We start from the raw sequence: 16,084 nt of genomic DNA, 5'->3' as shown, positions 1-16,084 counted from the left end.
GCGATGTCTGTACAGGAAGTGCTGCCGCTGAACGGCGTTGCGACCGGATCGCCCGGTCAGTATCGCGCCGACCATGTTCTCGTCGCCGACATGGTCAAGCCCGGCTCGAAAGTGCTCGACGTCGGCTGCGGCGAGGGCGACCTGCTGCAGCTCTTGGAGACCCGAGGCATCGACGGCCGCGGCATCGAGCTGTCGCGCGAGGGCGTCAACCGCTGCGTCGCCAAGGGCCTTGCCGTGGTGCAGGGCGATGCCGACACCGACCTCGTCAACTATCCCGACGACGCCTTCGACTACGTGATCCTGTCGCAGACGCTGCAGGCGACGCGGCAGCCGCGCGTGGTGCTGGAGAACCTTCTGCGCATCGGCCGCCGCGCCATCGTCTCGTTTCCGAATTTCGGCTTCTGGAAGATGCGGCTGCAGCTCCTGATCGGCGGCCACATGCCGCGCACGGAGAACCTGCCGGCGACCTGGTACGACACCGCCAACATCCATTTCTGCACCATCAAGGATTTCGTGCAGCTCTGCGACGAGATCAACGTCAAGATGGAGCGCTCGGTCGCGCTCGATCTCTACGGCCGCCCGGTGCCGCTCAATCTGCCGTGGTGGGTGTGGAACATGTTTGGCGAGCAGGGCGTGTTCCTGCTGAGCCGGGGTGGAGGGAAGTAGTTTTCCGTCATTGCGAGGAGCTCTTGCGACGAAGCAATCCAGACTGTCACCGCGGAGGGATTCTGGATTGCTTCGCTGCGCTCGCAATGACGGAGTATGCCGCTCTACCTGTGCCTAATGCGCCGCCAGCGACCGCGCATCCCGCACCGGCCAGCGTCCTGCTTCCACCAGCGCCACGAACCGCGCCACGCTTTCGTTGAACAGCGCGGGCTCTTCGAGATTGAGCACGTGGCCAGACTTCGGAAACATCGCGAGCCCGGCGGCCGGCAGATGCTTCTTCAGGAACAGGCTCGGCCCCACGCATGGATCGTCCTCGTCGCCGCAGATGATCAGCGCCGGCGTTGCGGCGGCACGGATCGCGTCGGTCATGGTGTAGATCGATGGTCTGCCGCCCTGGAAACCGCGCATCGTGTTGGCCGAGCCCTTCGAATCGTGCCGCGCCAGCGCGGCATAGAAATCCGCATGACCGCGCGGATCTTTCACCAGGAAGGGAATCCGGCTCGGCGCCTCGCGCGTGACCTTCGCGACTTCGGCCGAGCCCAACGTCTCGAACTGCTCGGCATTGGCGCGGCACTGCTTGCGCCAATTGTCGAGGTTCTCGATCTCCGAGCCCGAGCCGACACCGGCCAGCGTCATCGACAGCGCGCGTTGCGGCGCGTTCAATCCGATCTGCAGCGACGAATAGGCGCCCATCGAAAGTCCGACGAGATGCGCGCGTTCGATTCCGAGATGATCGAGCACCGCGAGCGCGTCGGTGTAGAAATGCTTGTAGGTGTAGACCTCGCCATCCGGCACGTCCGACGGTGTGTAGCCGCGCGCCGAATAGGTGATGCAGCGGTGGCCGCGCGAGAAGTAGCGCATCTGCGGCTCCCAATTGGTGTAGTCGGCCGCGAATTCATGCAAAAAAATAATCGGCGTTCCCTGGCCCGCTTCCTCGAAATAGATGCGGACGTCGTCCCTGGTCGTGGCGTGGGGCATTAACCGTTTCCCTCTCTTCAAGCCGCCTTTGCAGGATTGCAGTTAATGCTGGTGTCCGCAATGCGGCAGCGTTGGAACAGCATCGGCGCAAAATCATCACAGCCATTCGCAGGCAGCTCGCGTCTTTTTCTCGCCACATCCGGCGGCTTAACGGCCAGACAGATGTCGGCCCGTCGCACGGGCCGACCGGGAAGTGGGGTGTCAACGAAGGATGCAGAATGCTTGAGTTGTTTGCGTACCGCCTGTCGCGTTGTGTTGTCGCGCTGGCGATCTTCTCCGCGGCGATTGCCGCATTTGTTTCTCCGGCCTCGGCGCGGCCGCATCATCGTCATAGCGCAGAACGGCACGCTCACGTGCACCACGCCGGACATCATCATTACCGCCATCACGCACGCAGCTCGCGCTTCGAGCGCAGCGCGGCGCAGCTCCAGACGAGCGGATTCGGCAACACTTTTGCCAGCTATGATCCAAGCACCAATAGCCCAGGCGTAGCCATGAGCGGCAATGGTGAAACCGTCATCACCGGCGGTGGTCGAATGGTCACGCGCGCAAGCCGTCGAACGGCGATGAGCGCGAGCGGCGGCATGGCGAGCGAGGCCACGAGCAGCGGTGGCTTCGGCGGCGGATCTGGCCTCGTCTCCGAGGCGCGCCGTTACGTCGGCGGCAATCCGACCGGGCGCGGCAGCCTGTGGTGCGCGCGCTTCATGAACATGGTGCTGGAGAAGACCGGTCATCGCGGCACCGGCTCCGATATGGCGAACTCCTTCGCCCATTACGGCACGCGTGTCTCCGGTCCGCAGGTCGGCGCCATCGCGGTGATGTCGCGCGGCCGTCGCGGCGGTCATGTCGGCATCATCACCGGCATCGATGCGCAGGGCAATCCGATCATGATCTCCGGCAACAACGGCAATCGCGTCCGCGAGGCGCCGGTCTCGCGCGGCCGGATCTATGCGTATGTGATGCCGAATTGAAGGTGACGGCACCGGCGCCGTAAGGTGGGCAAAGGCACACTTGCGCCGTGCCCACCATCTCTTTCGGTCGTGGGAATTGCGTGGGCACGCTTCGCTTTGCCCACCCTACGGCAGCGTACCAGCCTAAAGCAGCTTCGGCGCTTCCATCGCAACCGTGTCGCCGATGCCGATGTCGCCATCGGCCATCACCTCGGCATAGATGCCGCAATCCATGTGGCCGAGATGGCGCGAGAGTGTCGGCGGGATCTCGAGATCGCGCTTGGCGGTCACGGGATCCACGTTGGTGGCGGGGCAGCGGACGATGCGCTTGACCACCTTCAGCCGCGCCTGTCCGATCGTGAGCGTCTGGCCGACGAGATCGAGCTCCGACCACGCCGGCCAGCCCTTGACGTAGATATTGGCGCGGAAGCGTAAGGGGTGCACGGCCGTGCCGCCCAGCATGGTCTCGATGGCGCGGACGCTGCCGAGATTGATGATGGAGACGACCTTGCGGGCGACGTCGGAGAAGCTGTGGTCGCGGCCGGACAACAGCTTTGGCGGTCCCTTCAGCTCCGGCTGGAAATTCTCCGCGAAGTAGCGCTCGATGGCGGCGCGGCCCGCGGGGGTCTCGAGGTCCCCGCTGGCGACGACCTGGCCGCCCCTGCGGATGGTCAGGACATGGGTGGCGTCGTCGAAGCGGCTGTCGAGCTCGGCAAGCCGCTCATTGCGTGCGAGCATCAGGAACTGGATTTTCGGCTTCCATTCGGGCCGCTCGGGATCGAAGCCGCTCGGGCCGTTCTCGATGGCGTAGCGGCGGTCGGCGGGCAGGGTCTGGCCCGTCCGCAGGGGGGCGCTGGAGAGGGCCTCCGGCGTCAGGCCTTTGATGGGGTAGCGGTAAAGGCCGGCGATTTCGGCGGTCTGGCTTGCTGTCATGGCGCTACTTAAGGGATTCGACCCTGGCCCGCCAAGCCGGCGGATCAGCGCACGAAATTGTGAAGACGCCTCTTTCGCACCCGCAATCTGCTTCCCACATCTGCCTCAGGCCGGCGGCGACGCCGGTCAATGACGACCGTTACCGGTTGAGAAACGTCAATGCGGTAATCGGAAACCCAATGAAGATGCCGTTTGGGGTGCCTTAGGGGCCCCAGGGGCAGGCCGAGGGACAGAAAAGATGAATATCGACAAATATACCGAACGCTCCAGGGGCTTCGTCCAGTCCGCGCAGTCGCTTGCGATGCGCGAGGGGCACCAGCAGTTCTCCACCCTGCATGTGCTGAAGGTGCTGCTGGACGACAATGAAGGGCTGGCTTCCGGCCTGATCGACCGCGCCGGCGGCAATTCCCGCGCAATTCTGAAGGCGACCGAGGAGGCTCTCGGCAAGGTGCCGAAGGTTTCCGGCGGCGGTGCCGGACAGATCTATCTGGCGCCCGAGCTCGCCCGCACCTTCGACGCCGCCGAAAAGGCCGGCGAGAAGGCCGGCGACAGCTTCGTCACCGTCGAGCGGCTTCTGCTCGGCCTCACGCTGGAGAAGACCAGCGAGGCCGGCGCGATCCTCGCCAAGGGCGGCGTCACGGCGCAGAATCTCAACGCGGCCATCGAGGCGCTGCGCAAGGGCCGCACGGCCGACAGCGCGACCGCCGAGAACGCCTATGACGCGCTGAAGAAATATGCCCGCGACCTGACCCAGGCCGCGCGCGACGGCAAGCTCGATCCGGTGATCGGCCGCGACGAGGAGATCCGCCGTACCATCCAGGTGCTCTCGCGCCGGACCAAGAACAATCCCGTCCTGATCGGCGAGCCCGGCGTCGGCAAGACCGCCATCGCCGAAGGCCTCGCGCTGCGCATCGTCAATGGCGACGTGCCCGAGAGCCTGAAGGACAAGAAGCTGCTGTCGCTCGATCTCGGCGCGCTGATTGCCGGCGCAAAATATCGTGGTGAGTTCGAGGAGCGGCTGAAATCCGTGCTCCAGGAGGTGACCGCGAGCGAGGGCAACTTCATCCTCTTCATCGACGAGATGCACACGCTGATCGGCGCGGGCAAGGGCGACGGCGCGATGGACGCCTCCAACCTGCTCAAGCCGGCGCTCGCCCGCGGCGAGTTGCACTGCATCGGCGCGACCACGCTCGACGAGTACCAGAAGCACGTCGAGAAGGACGCCGCGCTGGCGCGGCGCTTCCAGCCGATCTTCGTCAGCGAGCCCTCGGTCGAGGACACCATCTCGATCCTGCGCGGCCTGAAGGACAAGTACGAGCAGCACCATGGCGTGCGGATCACCGATTCCGCGCTTGTGGCGGCAACCACGCTGTCCAACCGCTACATCACCGACCGCTTCCTGCCCGACAAGGCGATCGACCTGATGGACGAGGCCGCGGCGCGGCTGAAGATGCAGGTCGATTCCAAGCCGGAAGAGCTGGACTCGCTCGACCGTGAGATCATCCGGCTCAAGATCGAGCAGGAAGCGTTGAAGAAGGAAAGCGATCTCGGCTCCAAGTCCCGGCTCCAGACCCTGGAAAAGGATCTGGCCGAGCTCGAGGAGAAATCGGCGGCGCTGACGGCGCGCTGGAGCGCGGAGAAGAACAAGCTCTCCGACGCCCAGAAGCTGAAGGCCGAGCTCGACGGCTTGCGGGTCGAACTCGCCAACGCGCAGCGCCGCGGCGAATTCCAGAAGGCCGGCGAGCTGGCCTATGGCCGGATCCCGCAGCTCGAGAAGCAGCTTGCCGATATCGAGGCCAAAGAGAACTCCGGCGAGATGGTGGAGGAGGCGGTCACCGCCAACCACATCGCACAGGTGGTCTCGCGCTGGACCGGCGTGCCTGTCGACAAGATGCTGGAGGGCGAGAAGGAGAAGCTCCTGAAGATGGAGGAGCAGCTCGGTACCCGCGTCGTCGGCCAGGCCGAGGCCGTGCGCGCGGTCGCAACCGCCGTGCGCCGCTCGCGCGCGGGCCTGCAGGACCCGCATCGCCCCACGGGCTCGTTCATGTTCTTAGGGCCGACCGGCGTCGGCAAGACCGAGCTGACGAAAGCTCTGGCGGAGTACCTGTTCAACGACGAGACCGCGATGGTCCGCCTCGACATGTCCGAGTACATGGAGAAGCACTCGGTCTCGCGGCTGATCGGCGCGCCTCCGGGCTATGTCGGCTATGATGAGGGCGGCGCGCTCACCGAAGCGGTGCGGCGCCGGCCGTATCAGGTGGTACTGTTCGACGAAATCGAGAAGGCGCATCCTGATGTCTTCAACGTCCTGCTGCAGGTGCTCGACGACGGCCGCCTGACCGATGGCCAGGGCCGCACCGTCGACTTCCGCAACACGCTGATCATCATGACCTCGAACCTCGGTTCGGAATTCCTGGTGAACCAGCCGGAGGGCGAGGACACCTCGGCCGTGCGCGAGCAGGTGATGGGAATGGTGCGCGGGCATTTCCGCCCCGAATTCCTCAACCGCGTCGACGAGATCATCCTGTTCCACCGCCTGCAGCGCAGCGAGATGGGCCGGATCGTCGAGATCCAGTTCGCACGGCTGCAGAAGCTGCTGACCGATCGCAAGATCGTGCTGACGCTCGATGCCGCCGGCCGCGACTGGCTCGCCGCCAAGGGCTGGGACCCCGCCTACGGTGCAAGGCCGCTGAAGCGCGTGATCCAGCGTCACGTCCAGGATCCGCTCGCCGAGATGATCCTGGCTGGCGATGTCAGGGACGGCGACAGCGTTGCGATCTCGTCCGAAGGCAACGTGCTGACCTTCAACGGCAAGGCGCCGCGGACGGCGGAGATCGCGCAGTTCGAGGCGCCGGCGGCGAAGCGCAAGTTGAACTGAGCGCCGGCCTTCGAAGCCTGAAACGACAAATCGCCCCGGAGAGGTCAGCCTCTCCGGGGCGATTTTTTTTGGGTCTTCTGGCAGGCGCAGGCAATGCCGGAGCCCGGCTGTCCGGCCGCGCAATCGTCTTGATGCAGCCTCACCGACATATGCACGCTATCTACAATTTTGATGCGCTGCACGCAGAAGGAGTGTTGTGCAAATGAAACACGGCAAGCGCTTTATCGCTCCGGCTGTACGAATCTTCTTGAACAACCCGTCACGTCGTCGCCACAATCGTTAACGGGGAGTTAGGGGGGCGTGGGATGCGTAGCGTGGGGGCGTTGCGTCGTGGACGAGTGCTAAGTGCCAGAGTCGCGTTGATCTGCTTAGCCTTGTCTGGTTGCAAGACGTTCGATGGGCAGCCGGATCGACTGTATCCTGTTGCGACCGAAGTAGAGAGCGCGAAGAAGGCCTTGGATGCCATGGCGCTGAACTATCGGGACGCGACCAACGACGAGGACCGAAAGCGTCATCGGAACGAATATATAGCGCTCCGCATGTATATCATCGATGCTGAATTCACCAATTTTGAGAGTGCTCTGACGAGAGAACGAGGCGAGTTCGGTTTTACGACAGCCTTGGCGACGCAGGCTCTGAGTACAGCCGGAGCGGTTTTCACTCCAGCAAATACTGTCCGAACATTGAGCGCGCTCGCGGGAGGTGTAAACGCCACTCGAGGTTTTTATGATTCGGAGCTACTGGTTAGCAAGACCATACAGATCATCCAGTCACAGATGGAAGCTAAGCGGGACGACGTTGCAGCCCGCATCATCAAGAAGGTTGATTATCCTCCAACCACCTATCCCTTGACCGCTGCGCTTCACGATCTCGAGGACTATTACCGTGCTGGAACGCTTACTGCAGGTTTGATCAAGGCGACGGCGGAAGCGGGAGACGCGGCATTGGAGGCGTCGGATAAAAAGACCGCTGCGATGGTGCTGCAGGGAGGTACGTTCAACAGGAACGACCAGAACATGCAGCTCGTTCAACGCTATCTTTCCCCGGCCGATCCGAAGATTCTTGCGGCTCGAACCGCGTTGCTAACCAAGTGCCTCGTGAGTGCTGGCTTCAATGCCCCCCCAGCGAACTATGCCGTCGACCCGAGCAGTACCGGCGTCAGGCTTATTATGATCAAGTGCGCCAGCGATGCGCACGATCCCATGAAATAACCCAAGGGAGATTGCAATGGCTCCGTTTACTAGCCCCGCGGATTTCACGGATGAAGACGACGCGCAAAACCAAGCCGATCTGAAATCACAAGTTACATTCTTTATTGGCCAGCCCACGACGACTAAAATTGAGATTAGCAGGATCAAAAAAGGCTATCACGCTGAGTTTACGGGCGATAACTCTCCGACGAGTCCGGGTACTGGAGTCGATGCGGCAAAGACGGCGGCCTTTGCCGCCCTCAAGGACGCCTCGAAGACCAAGATATCGATGGTGAAGCAATCTGACGGAACCTGGACTGTAACGAGCTGACATGCAGCTCTACCTTTTTACTCAACCCCTACGGCCGCGATAGGCCTGATGCACGAGGGGCCGGCGATCTTGTTAGTCTCCACGTCCTATTTCGGCGGCGGGCAATCCATCGTTACTTTTTGACCACCTTGTAGATCGCATTCTCCACGTCCGACGAAAAATAAACCACTCCGTTTGCACCGATACCGACCCCCGTCGGAATATTCGTCGGTAATCCACCCGGCGTGCCCGGCAGGCCGATTGGGAGATTGGCAGCGATCTCGGTCACTTTGCCATCCTCGGGCGCGATCGCGATCAGTCGCTTGGCGCCGACTTCCGCCACGATCAGCATGCCGTCGCTGCCGCGCGCGATGCCCTCGGGCATTTTCAGCTCCTTGGCGACCACGGTTTTTTCGCCGTTGGCGTCGATTCGGGACACGGTGCCTGCAAAAGCCTCGGTGAGGTAGACTTCGTCGGTCTTGCCGCGAACGAGGCCGACCGGGCCTTCGAGGTCGCCGATCACAGTGGTGCGGTCCTTGCCGTGCTCGCCGCTCACCTTGACCAGCGACTTGGTGCCGAGCTCGGCCACCAGCACGCTGCCGTCTACCAGCACGATCGCATCATGCGGCGCCTTGAAGCCGTGCAGCATGTCGCGCGTCGCGCCGGTCTTGCCGTCGATCACTTGCACGGTGCCGGTGAACCAGCTCGACAGCACGACGTCGTTGCCTCGCGCCGTCGCGCTCATGGGATATTCGAGCGTCGTGCCGTCGGCGTGCATGCGCGCCTTCTCGGTGACCTCGCCGGTCGCACCGTCCACCGTGCGATAGGCGAACACGTCGGCGACGTGGATCGTATCCTTGCCGTTCTCCGAGGTGACGCCGATGCCGCCGGGCAGCGCGAGCTTGCCGATGATGACCTGCCTGGCCTGGCCGGTTGCCGGATCGATCTCCTGGATGCCGTTGTCGGCCATGTTGGAGACGTAGATGCGGTCCTTGTCGTCGATGGCGAGATTGTCCAGCGACGGCTTCAATTGTGCGACCATGGTTTTCGTGCCCGACTTCGGATTGACCCGGACGAGCTGGCCGAGCGCGGTGTCGACCACGAACAGATTGCCCTTGGAATCGAAGTTCACCGCGGCCGGGACCTTGAAGCCCTCGGCGACGACGGTGAGCTCGGCCTTGTCGACGTCGACCCGTGCGACCTGGCCCTTGAACCAGAGCGGACCGTAGAGCTTGTCGTCGGGACCGAACTCGAAGCCGTTGAGGCCGCCCATCTTCTCCATGATCTGGCGCGGCGGTTTGACGCCCTCGACGTCGATCTCATAGAGCGTGTCGCCGAGGAAAACGGTGGTGGCATAGAGCCGGCCGTCCTTGCGGAAGGCGAGCGAGTTGATGCCGGGAAGGCCGCTCGCCAGCTTCTTGATCGGGCCGTCGCCCTTGCGCGCGTAGAGATCGCCGGCGAGAAAGCCGGTCCAGGCCATGGTGCCGTCGGGCGCGAAGGCGATGTCGTCGGCCATGCCCACGGGAGAGGGGATTGCAACCTTGGCGGTACCGCTGGAGATATCGACCTCGTAGAGCGCGGCGCCGGCGACGCTGCCGGCGAACAAATGGCCGGCCTTGTCGATTCCGAGTCCGTGCACGCCATGAAAGGCCGAGCCGGGAACGAGCTTCGTCACCTCCCAGCTGTCGGCAAATGCGCTCGTGGTAGCCAAAAGCGCAGCGATCGAGGCTGCGCAGGCGAGCCTGTTCTTCATGGCGAGACCTCCCGTTTTTTGGAAAGTATTCGCTCCCAAGGCGGCTTTGGCAAACGAAACTTCACGTTGTGACGGCGCGAAGCGGCGTCACGCGGATCGCGTTGAATTCGAATCGTGTTTGAAAATGTCCGGCCGGTCCTGGCCGTTTGCTATCAGCGGTTGCTGACCTGCAGCGGGCCGCCGGTCGCATCGGACATGCGGGCAATGGCGCCGCCGCGGCCGCTCATCATGCCCTCGAGCCGGTCGCGCTCCTTCTCGAAGCTCGCGAGCATCGGGCCTTCGAGCGAACGGCCGCGCGGCAGCTTCACGCGCATCGGGTCGACGAAGCGGCCGTTGACCAGGATTTCGTAGTGGACGTGGGGGCCGGTCGATTGGCCGGTCGAGCCGACGAAGCCGATCACCTGGCCCTGGCGGACCTTCTTGCCCGCTTCCATGCCCTTGGCGAAGGCCGACATATGGCCGTAGGCGGTCTCGTAGCCGTTGGAGTGCTTGATGCGGATGTACTTGCCGTAGCCGCCTTCGTTGCCGGCCTTCTCGATCAAGCCGTTGCCGGAGGCGAAGATCGGCGTGCCGTAGGCGGTGGCCCAGTCGACGCCGGTGTGCATCTTCACATAGCCGAGGATCGGATGGCGGCGGCCGCCGAAGCCGGAGCGCATGATGGCGTTGTTGACGGGCTTCCTGACCAGGAACTTCTTCGCGCTCTTGCCGGTCTCGTCATAGTAGTCGACGACGCCGTCGTCGGGGCTCTGATAGCGGTAGTATTTCTTGGTTTCGCCGCCGACGGTGAGGGAGGCGAACAGCACGTCGTTCTTTTCGCTCGACGCCGTGCCTTCGTCTTCGCCGGCGTAGAACACGTCGAAGGAGTCGCCCGGCTGCACCTTGCGCTGGAAATCGACGTCGTAGGAGTAGATCTTGATCATGTCCTCGATGACGGGCATCGGGACCTTGTTGCGCATCGCGGTCTCGTAGATGCTCTGGTACAGGCGCACGCCGGAGCCGTCATCGTCGTCATCGTCGTCGCTGCTGGCGTTGGCCGCGGCATCGGCGACGGTGTTCATGCTGGAGACGTCGACTGCGACGTATTTGCCGAGATCGGACAACGCCGCGATCGCCTCGACCATGGTCTCGTTGGCCACGACGACACGGCAGGGCTGGAGGCGGGCACCGGGATTGGCGGGCGCCATCAGGATGCGGAGCTTCTCGCCTTCCTTCAGCCCGCCGTCGCGGCCGCGCGGGCCGAGCGTCGAAGTGATCGCCTTGATCTCCTCGGCCGTCGCGCCGAGATCGCGCAGCACCGAGGCGACGCTGTCGCCCTTCTTGACCAGATGGACGCGTTCGCCGTTCGGATTGCCGCCGGTGATCTGCTCCTTGGTCTTGGGGAGCAGCGTGACGTTTTCCGGCACCACGCGCGTCTCGAAGCCGGCATAGGGATCGGACGGCGAGGCCTCGGGGGCATAGGCGGTTCGGATGTCGGAGGGGCCGGTCGCGCCCGAGATGTCGGCGGTGGCGTTGGCGAGCGAGGCGTAGCGCACCCCGCCATTGCCGCGCCAATTGGCGGCATCGCGCACCCGCATCAGGATGTCGTCGAGCGCCACCACGGCCGAGATCTTGGCCTTCGGCAGCACGGCCGACAGGTCCTTGGTGACGAACGAGACCTCGGCGTCGGGCTCGACGGCCTCGGGATTGTTCGGGTCTTCCGCTGCGGTCTTCGGATCGGAGCCCACATCGGTGAGCAGGCGCTGGGCGTTGAACGGGGGAATCTTCGCCGACAGATCGCTCGTCGTCATCGACAGATTGCCGGCGATCCGCACGAAGGGACGCACCCGCATCACGTCGCGGTTGCCGACGCGCGCGACGGTCGAGACGCGCACGATGTTGCGGGACGCCGTGGATTCGCTCGGCGGCGGCAGGCGGTCGCTCTTGTGCAGGGTGGCGGCGCGATCCGCGGCGCCGAATGCACCGCGCAGCGCGCCTTCGACCCGCTCCGGCACCTTGGCGAAGGTCATTTCGCCGTCGAGGGATGCGAAAACGGCGCCGCCGATCAGGGCTGCGCCGCAGAGTCCGGTCAAAATTGTCCCGCTGAACCACTGCACCGAGACGCGGCGGCGGTCGATCACGGCGGCTTCCGAACCATCGACGGACAGCGGCGGCTCGTGGCCGAGATCGATGATCCCGGTCTCACGCCCGTAAGCGCCGCGTGACGTCCTGTGGTTCACTCAAGTCCCCCAATCAACGACCCAAGAAGCCCGGTCCGAACCTCCTCAGCGTCGCCCTCTTGAAGGGGCATCGCCGGAAAAAGGCAAGCCGCGCAGGCGTCCGTGCTCAGAAGGCCCCAAGACGGGACCGGCCGAAATTACGAACAGCTGAACGGAAAAAGCTCTCTCGATGTCTTTCGAATGTCCGGGGAAGGCCGCGTCATCTGCAAGATCGCCTTCCTCTGACCCCATGAAAACCGCAGGCAGCCCCCACTGGCACCCCCGCGATTCAAGCTTGTCTCTTATCAGAACGCCGCGGGATTGTGGCTCAAGTACGGCGCCTGTCATGGAAAAAGTTTCCTGAACAGGAAGCCGTAAAAGCCCCGTCCGGCGACGAAGAAAGCTCGCCCCGAGCTCGGGGCTGAGCCGGATAGGGGTGTCCGGCCCGGGGGCAACCGGAGACGGGGGCTGGGTCCGCCCGGCTCAAACCAGGGGGCGCCCTGGAGGGGGCGGGAGGAGGGGTCGAGGAGTGGGTCTGGAGCCCCCTCCGGAGCCTGCAGAGAGCCAAACTTTTTTTCAGATTTTTTGCCGGCCGGGCGCTATCGTCGTATTCCGCGCCTCGCTAATAGTCTGGAATCGCTGGATTTTTTACGACGATCCACTGTGCGACGATTTGTTGACGATTGGCGTTGACAGCCCGGAAGGTGGGGCCTATAACCCCAACCACTGAGCGCGGCGCCGCCGGGTCACTGACCAAGGCGAGCGAACGCGCCACTGATGCTCCTCACTTTGTTGAGTGACACAACAGTCGACGCAAGTCGATTGGAGTTCATTCATCGTCGGTAAGGGTGTCGGAACCCTTCCTCTCAGGAAGGTTGGGGCCTCTCAGGTCCCGGGCTGTTTGACAAGTGAAGATGAAGAAAGAGAAACGTGGACGGCGGAGTCCTTGCGGGTCTCGCTTCGGGAAAGCTTCGGCTTTGCTGATCGAGACCGGACGAAAGACTTCGGCGGTACACGTTTTCAAGGAAACACCATCGTTGCCCGCGATGTGAATCGCAGGCAGCACATCGACTTCGGTCGATAAATGGTGGGACCTCGTCAAACGTTGTGATCAGCCGGTTCAAAGTTCAAGTCCAACTTGAGAGTTTGATCCTGGCTCAGAGCGAACGCTGGCGGCAGGCTTAACACATGCAAGTCGAGCGGGCGTAGCAATACGTCAGCGGCAGACGGGTGAGTAACGCGTGGGAACGTACCTTTTGGTTCGGAACAACACAGGGAAACTTGTGCTAATACCGGATAAGCCCTTACGGGGAAAGATTTATCGCCGAAAGATCGGCCCGCGTCTGATTAGCTAGTTGGTAGGGTAATGGCCTACCAAGGCGACGATCAGTAGCTGGTCTGAGAGGATGATCAGCCACATTGGGACTGAGACACGGCCCAAACTCCTACGGGAGGCAGCAGTGGGGAATATTGGACAATGGGGGCAACCCTGATCCAGCCATGCCGCGTGAGTGATGAAGGCCCTAGGGTTGTAAAGCTCTTTTGTGCGGGAAGATAATGACGGTACCGCAAGAATAAGCCCCGGCTAACTTCGTGCCAGCAGCCGCGGTAATACGAAGGGGGCTAGCGTTGCTCGGAATCACTGGGCGTAAAGGGTGCGTAGGCGGGTCTTTAAGTCAGGGGTGAAATCCTGGAGCTCAACTCCAGAACTGCCTTTGATACTGAAGATCTTGAGTTCGGGAGAGGTGAGTGGAACTGCGAGTGTAGAGGTGAAATTCGTAGATATTCGCAAGAACACCAGTGGCGAAGGCGGCTCACTGGCCCGATACTGACGCTGAGGCACGAAAGCGTGGGGAGCAAACAGGATTAGATACCCTGGTAGTCCACGCCGTAAACGATGAATGCCAGCCGTTAGTGGGTTTACTCACTAGTGGCGCAGCTAACGCTTTAAGCATTCCGCCTGGGGAGTACGGTCGCAAGATTAAAACTCAAAGGAATTGACGGGGGCCCGCACAAGCGGTGGAGCATGTGGTTTAATTCGACGCAACGCGCAGAACCTTACCAGCCCTTGACATGTCCAGGACCGGTCGCAGAGATGTGACCTTCTCTTCGGAGCCTGGAGCACAGGTGCTGCATGGCTGTCGTCAGCTCGTGTCGTGAGATGTTGGGTTAAGTCCCGCAACGAGCGCAACCCCCGTCCTTAGTTGCTACCATTTAGTTGAGCACTCTAAGGAGACTGCCGGTGATAAGCCGCGAGGAAGGTGGGGATGACGTCAAGTCCTCATGGCCCTTACGGGCTGGGCTACACACGTGCTACAATGGCGGTGACAATGGGATGCTAAGGGGCGACCCTTCGCAAATCTCAAAAAGCCGTCTCAGTTCGGATTGGGCTCTGCAACTCGAGCCCATGAAGTTGGAATCGCTAGTAATCGTGGATCAGCACGCCACGGTGAATACGTTCCCGGGCCTTGTACACACCGCCCGTCACACCATGGGAGTTGGTTTTACCTGAAGACGGTGCGCTAACCCGCAAGGGAGGCAGCCGGCCACGGTAGGGTCAGCGACTGGGGTGAAGTCGTAACAAGGTAGCCGTAGGGGAACCTGCGGCTGGATCACCTCCTTTCTAAGGATGGTTCTTCAGAAGCTTGCTTCTATCGAACCGTTTTAGAAACATCAGTGGCCAACAGATCGCCAGATCGTTGAGCTGCATTGGCGGGATTTCGCCGTCTTCGTTTCTCTTTCTTCGCGGACGAACACGCGCTGGGGCTGCAGTCTTGCAGAATCCCTGGTCCTTAACAGGATATGCGTTAGGGGCTTGTAGCTCAGTTGGTTAGAGCGCGCGCTTGATAAGCGTGAGGTCGGAAGTTCAAGTCTTCCCAGGCCCACCACTTTCATCGAGTGAGCATTCGTCTTCTGGTTACGGGGCCATAGCTCAGCTGGGAGAGCGCGTGCTTTGCAAGCATGAGGTCGTCGGTTCGATCCCGTCTGGCTCCACCAGATGGTTTGATCACCGAGATCTTGTACCGTCGTCCGCGAAACATCACTTCGCATCCTGCTAGTCTGGATAGACAGCAGCTTGCGTGATTTCTGACATCGTAAAGAGGAGATCGATCCGAGTTGGATCGTGCGGCAAGCAATTGCCACGCGAGACTTCATTATCTCCGGATCATTTCGGCGCTCGTGCGTCTTTCAAAGGTAGCTCACAAGGCTGCGCTTGAGAGACAAGCGAGTTGTAAATGATCCTTTTAGCGAAGCTTGACCGCCTCGCTATCGGAACGATCTTACGAAGCAAGCTGGTCTTTCTAATCATTGTCCGGCTGCAGATAGCGTTCATCGAGGGCGCGTGCCGCAAGGTAATTCTGCAGACAACATTCTGCCGAGTGTGTGGACATTGATAATGAGAGCAATCAAGTGCCTTAAGGGTGTTCGGTGGATGCCTTGGCGCTGAGAGGCGATGAAGGACGTGCTACGCTGCGATAAGCCGTGGGGAGCTGCGAAGAAGCTTTGATCCATGGATTTCCGAATGGGGAAACCCACCTTCGATAGCCGGAACTCCAAGACCTTGGTCTTGGGGTTGCGAGAGATAATCAAACGATCCTTGACCGTGAGGTTTTGGATTTCCGGTTATCAAGAGAAGGTATGAGACTTCTGAATACATAGGAGGTTTCAAGCAAACCCAGGGAACTGAAACATCTAAGTACCTGGAGGAAAGGACATCAACAGAGACTCCGTTAGTAGTGGCGAGCGAACGCGGACCAGGCCAGTGATATATCAAAGACAATCGGAACCAGTCAGGAAAGCTGGGCCTCAGAGGGTGATAGCCCCGTACGAGTAATGCGATGATGTATCCACGAGTAAGGCGGGACACGTGAAATCCTGTCTGAACGCGGGGGGACCACCCTCCAAGCCTAAGTACTCCTCAGCGACCGATAGTGAACCAGTACCGTGAGGGAAAGGTGAAAAGCACCCCGACGAGGGGAGTGAAATAGACCTGAAACCGGACACCTACAAACAGATGGAGCCCAAGATACGTTCTGGGTGACATCGTACCTTTTGTATTATGGGCCAGCGACTTAATTTAACGAGCAAGCTTAAGCCGATAGGCGAAGGCGTAGCGAAAGCGAGTCTGAATAGGGCGTCAAGTTCGTTGTATTAGACCCGAAACCTAGTGATCTAGCCATGAGCAGGTTGAAGGTGAGGTAACACTCACTGGAGGACCGAACGGGTGCCT

The 16,084-nt window shown here is 61.7% G+C and carries 9 protein-coding genes, 2 tRNA genes and 2 rRNA genes (1 of these 13 only partly in view); 9 read left to right on the top strand and 4 right to left on the bottom strand.

Features of this window, described 5'->3' with window-relative positions; translation table 11 throughout:
- Positions 1-3 precede the first annotated feature (3 nt).
- Positions 4-666, top strand: coding sequence for a methionine biosynthesis protein MetW (gene metW, locus QRQ56_RS29095; protein ID WP_438744621.1), 663 nt, complete (start codon positions 4-6; stop codon positions 664-666).
- A gap of 114 nt (positions 667-780) precedes the next feature.
- Here metW and QRQ56_RS29090 read toward each other — a convergent pair whose 3' ends face one another.
- Entirely contained in the window at positions 781-1,644 is an 864-nt protein-coding gene (locus tag QRQ56_RS29090; protein ID WP_438744620.1) for an alpha/beta fold hydrolase, read from the bottom strand.
- Between the two features lie 218 nt (positions 1,645-1,862).
- Here QRQ56_RS29090 and QRQ56_RS29085 point away from each other — a divergent pair, with 218 nt between their 5' ends.
- Complete coding sequence (locus QRQ56_RS29085) at positions 1,863-2,615, top strand: TIGR02594 family protein (RefSeq protein WP_438744971.1); 753 nt, start codon at positions 1,863-1,865, stop codon at positions 2,613-2,615.
- A 123-nt stretch (positions 2,616-2,738) separates the two neighbouring features.
- Here QRQ56_RS29085 and QRQ56_RS29080 read toward each other — a convergent pair whose 3' ends face one another.
- Positions 2,739-3,527 carry an MOSC domain-containing protein gene (locus QRQ56_RS29080; protein WP_438744619.1) on the bottom strand — a complete coding sequence of 263 codons (789 nt, stop codon included), beginning with the start codon at positions 3,525-3,527 and terminating at the stop codon, positions 2,739-2,741.
- Between the two features lie 238 nt (positions 3,528-3,765).
- Between QRQ56_RS29080 and clpB the strand changes: the two genes are divergently transcribed.
- From clpB to QRQ56_RS29065, 3 genes are all read left to right on the top strand, one after another.
- Positions 3,766-6,405, top strand: coding sequence for an ATP-dependent chaperone ClpB (gene clpB, locus QRQ56_RS29075; RefSeq protein ID WP_438744618.1), 2,640 nt, complete (start codon positions 3,766-3,768; stop codon positions 6,403-6,405).
- A gap of 305 nt (positions 6,406-6,710) precedes the next feature.
- Positions 6,711-7,616 (top strand): hypothetical protein, encoded by a 906-nt coding sequence (locus QRQ56_RS29070; protein ID WP_438744617.1) that lies wholly within the window; start codon positions 6,711-6,713, stop codon positions 7,614-7,616.
- A gap of 16 nt (positions 7,617-7,632) precedes the next feature.
- Complete coding sequence (locus QRQ56_RS29065; protein WP_438744616.1) at positions 7,633-7,926, top strand: hypothetical protein; 294 nt, start codon at positions 7,633-7,635, stop codon at positions 7,924-7,926.
- A 112-nt stretch (positions 7,927-8,038) separates the two neighbouring features.
- Here the strand turns inward: QRQ56_RS29065 and QRQ56_RS29060 are convergent, their stop codons facing one another.
- Complete coding sequence (locus QRQ56_RS29060) at positions 8,039-9,658, bottom strand: Vgb family protein (RefSeq protein ID WP_438744615.1); 1,620 nt, start codon at positions 9,656-9,658, stop codon at positions 8,039-8,041.
- Positions 9,659-9,810: 152 nt separating this feature from the next.
- Positions 9,811-11,874, bottom strand: coding sequence for a peptidoglycan DD-metalloendopeptidase family protein (locus QRQ56_RS29055; RefSeq protein ID WP_438744614.1), 2,064 nt, complete (start codon positions 11,872-11,874; stop codon positions 9,811-9,813).
- A 1,113-nt stretch (positions 11,875-12,987) separates the two neighbouring features.
- On the opposite strand from QRQ56_RS29055, the gene QRQ56_RS29050 reads away from it, so the two are divergent.
- The 4 genes from QRQ56_RS29050 to QRQ56_RS29035 all read left to right on the top strand — a co-directional run.
- Positions 12,988-14,476: ribosomal RNA gene (locus QRQ56_RS29050) — 16S ribosomal RNA — on the top strand.
- Between the two features lie 188 nt (positions 14,477-14,664).
- Positions 14,665-14,741: transfer RNA gene (locus tag QRQ56_RS29045), tRNA-Ile, on the top strand.
- 33 nt (positions 14,742-14,774) lie between these two features.
- Positions 14,775-14,850: transfer RNA gene (locus tag QRQ56_RS29040), tRNA-Ala, on the top strand.
- 408 nt (positions 14,851-15,258) lie between these two features.
- Positions 15,259-16,084 (top strand): 23S ribosomal RNA (locus QRQ56_RS29035); it runs 2,020 nt beyond the window's last position.
- Together the 16S and 23S rRNA genes with 2 tRNA genes alongside form the textbook arrangement of a ribosomal RNA operon.

Origin of the sequence: Bradyrhizobium sp. U531, from assembly GCF_051710265.1 — a bacterium.
GTDB lineage: Bacteria > Pseudomonadota > Alphaproteobacteria > Rhizobiales > Xanthobacteraceae > Bradyrhizobium.
Note: the sequence above shows the minus strand (reverse complement) of the source record. Positions and strands in the feature narration are given on the sequence as shown.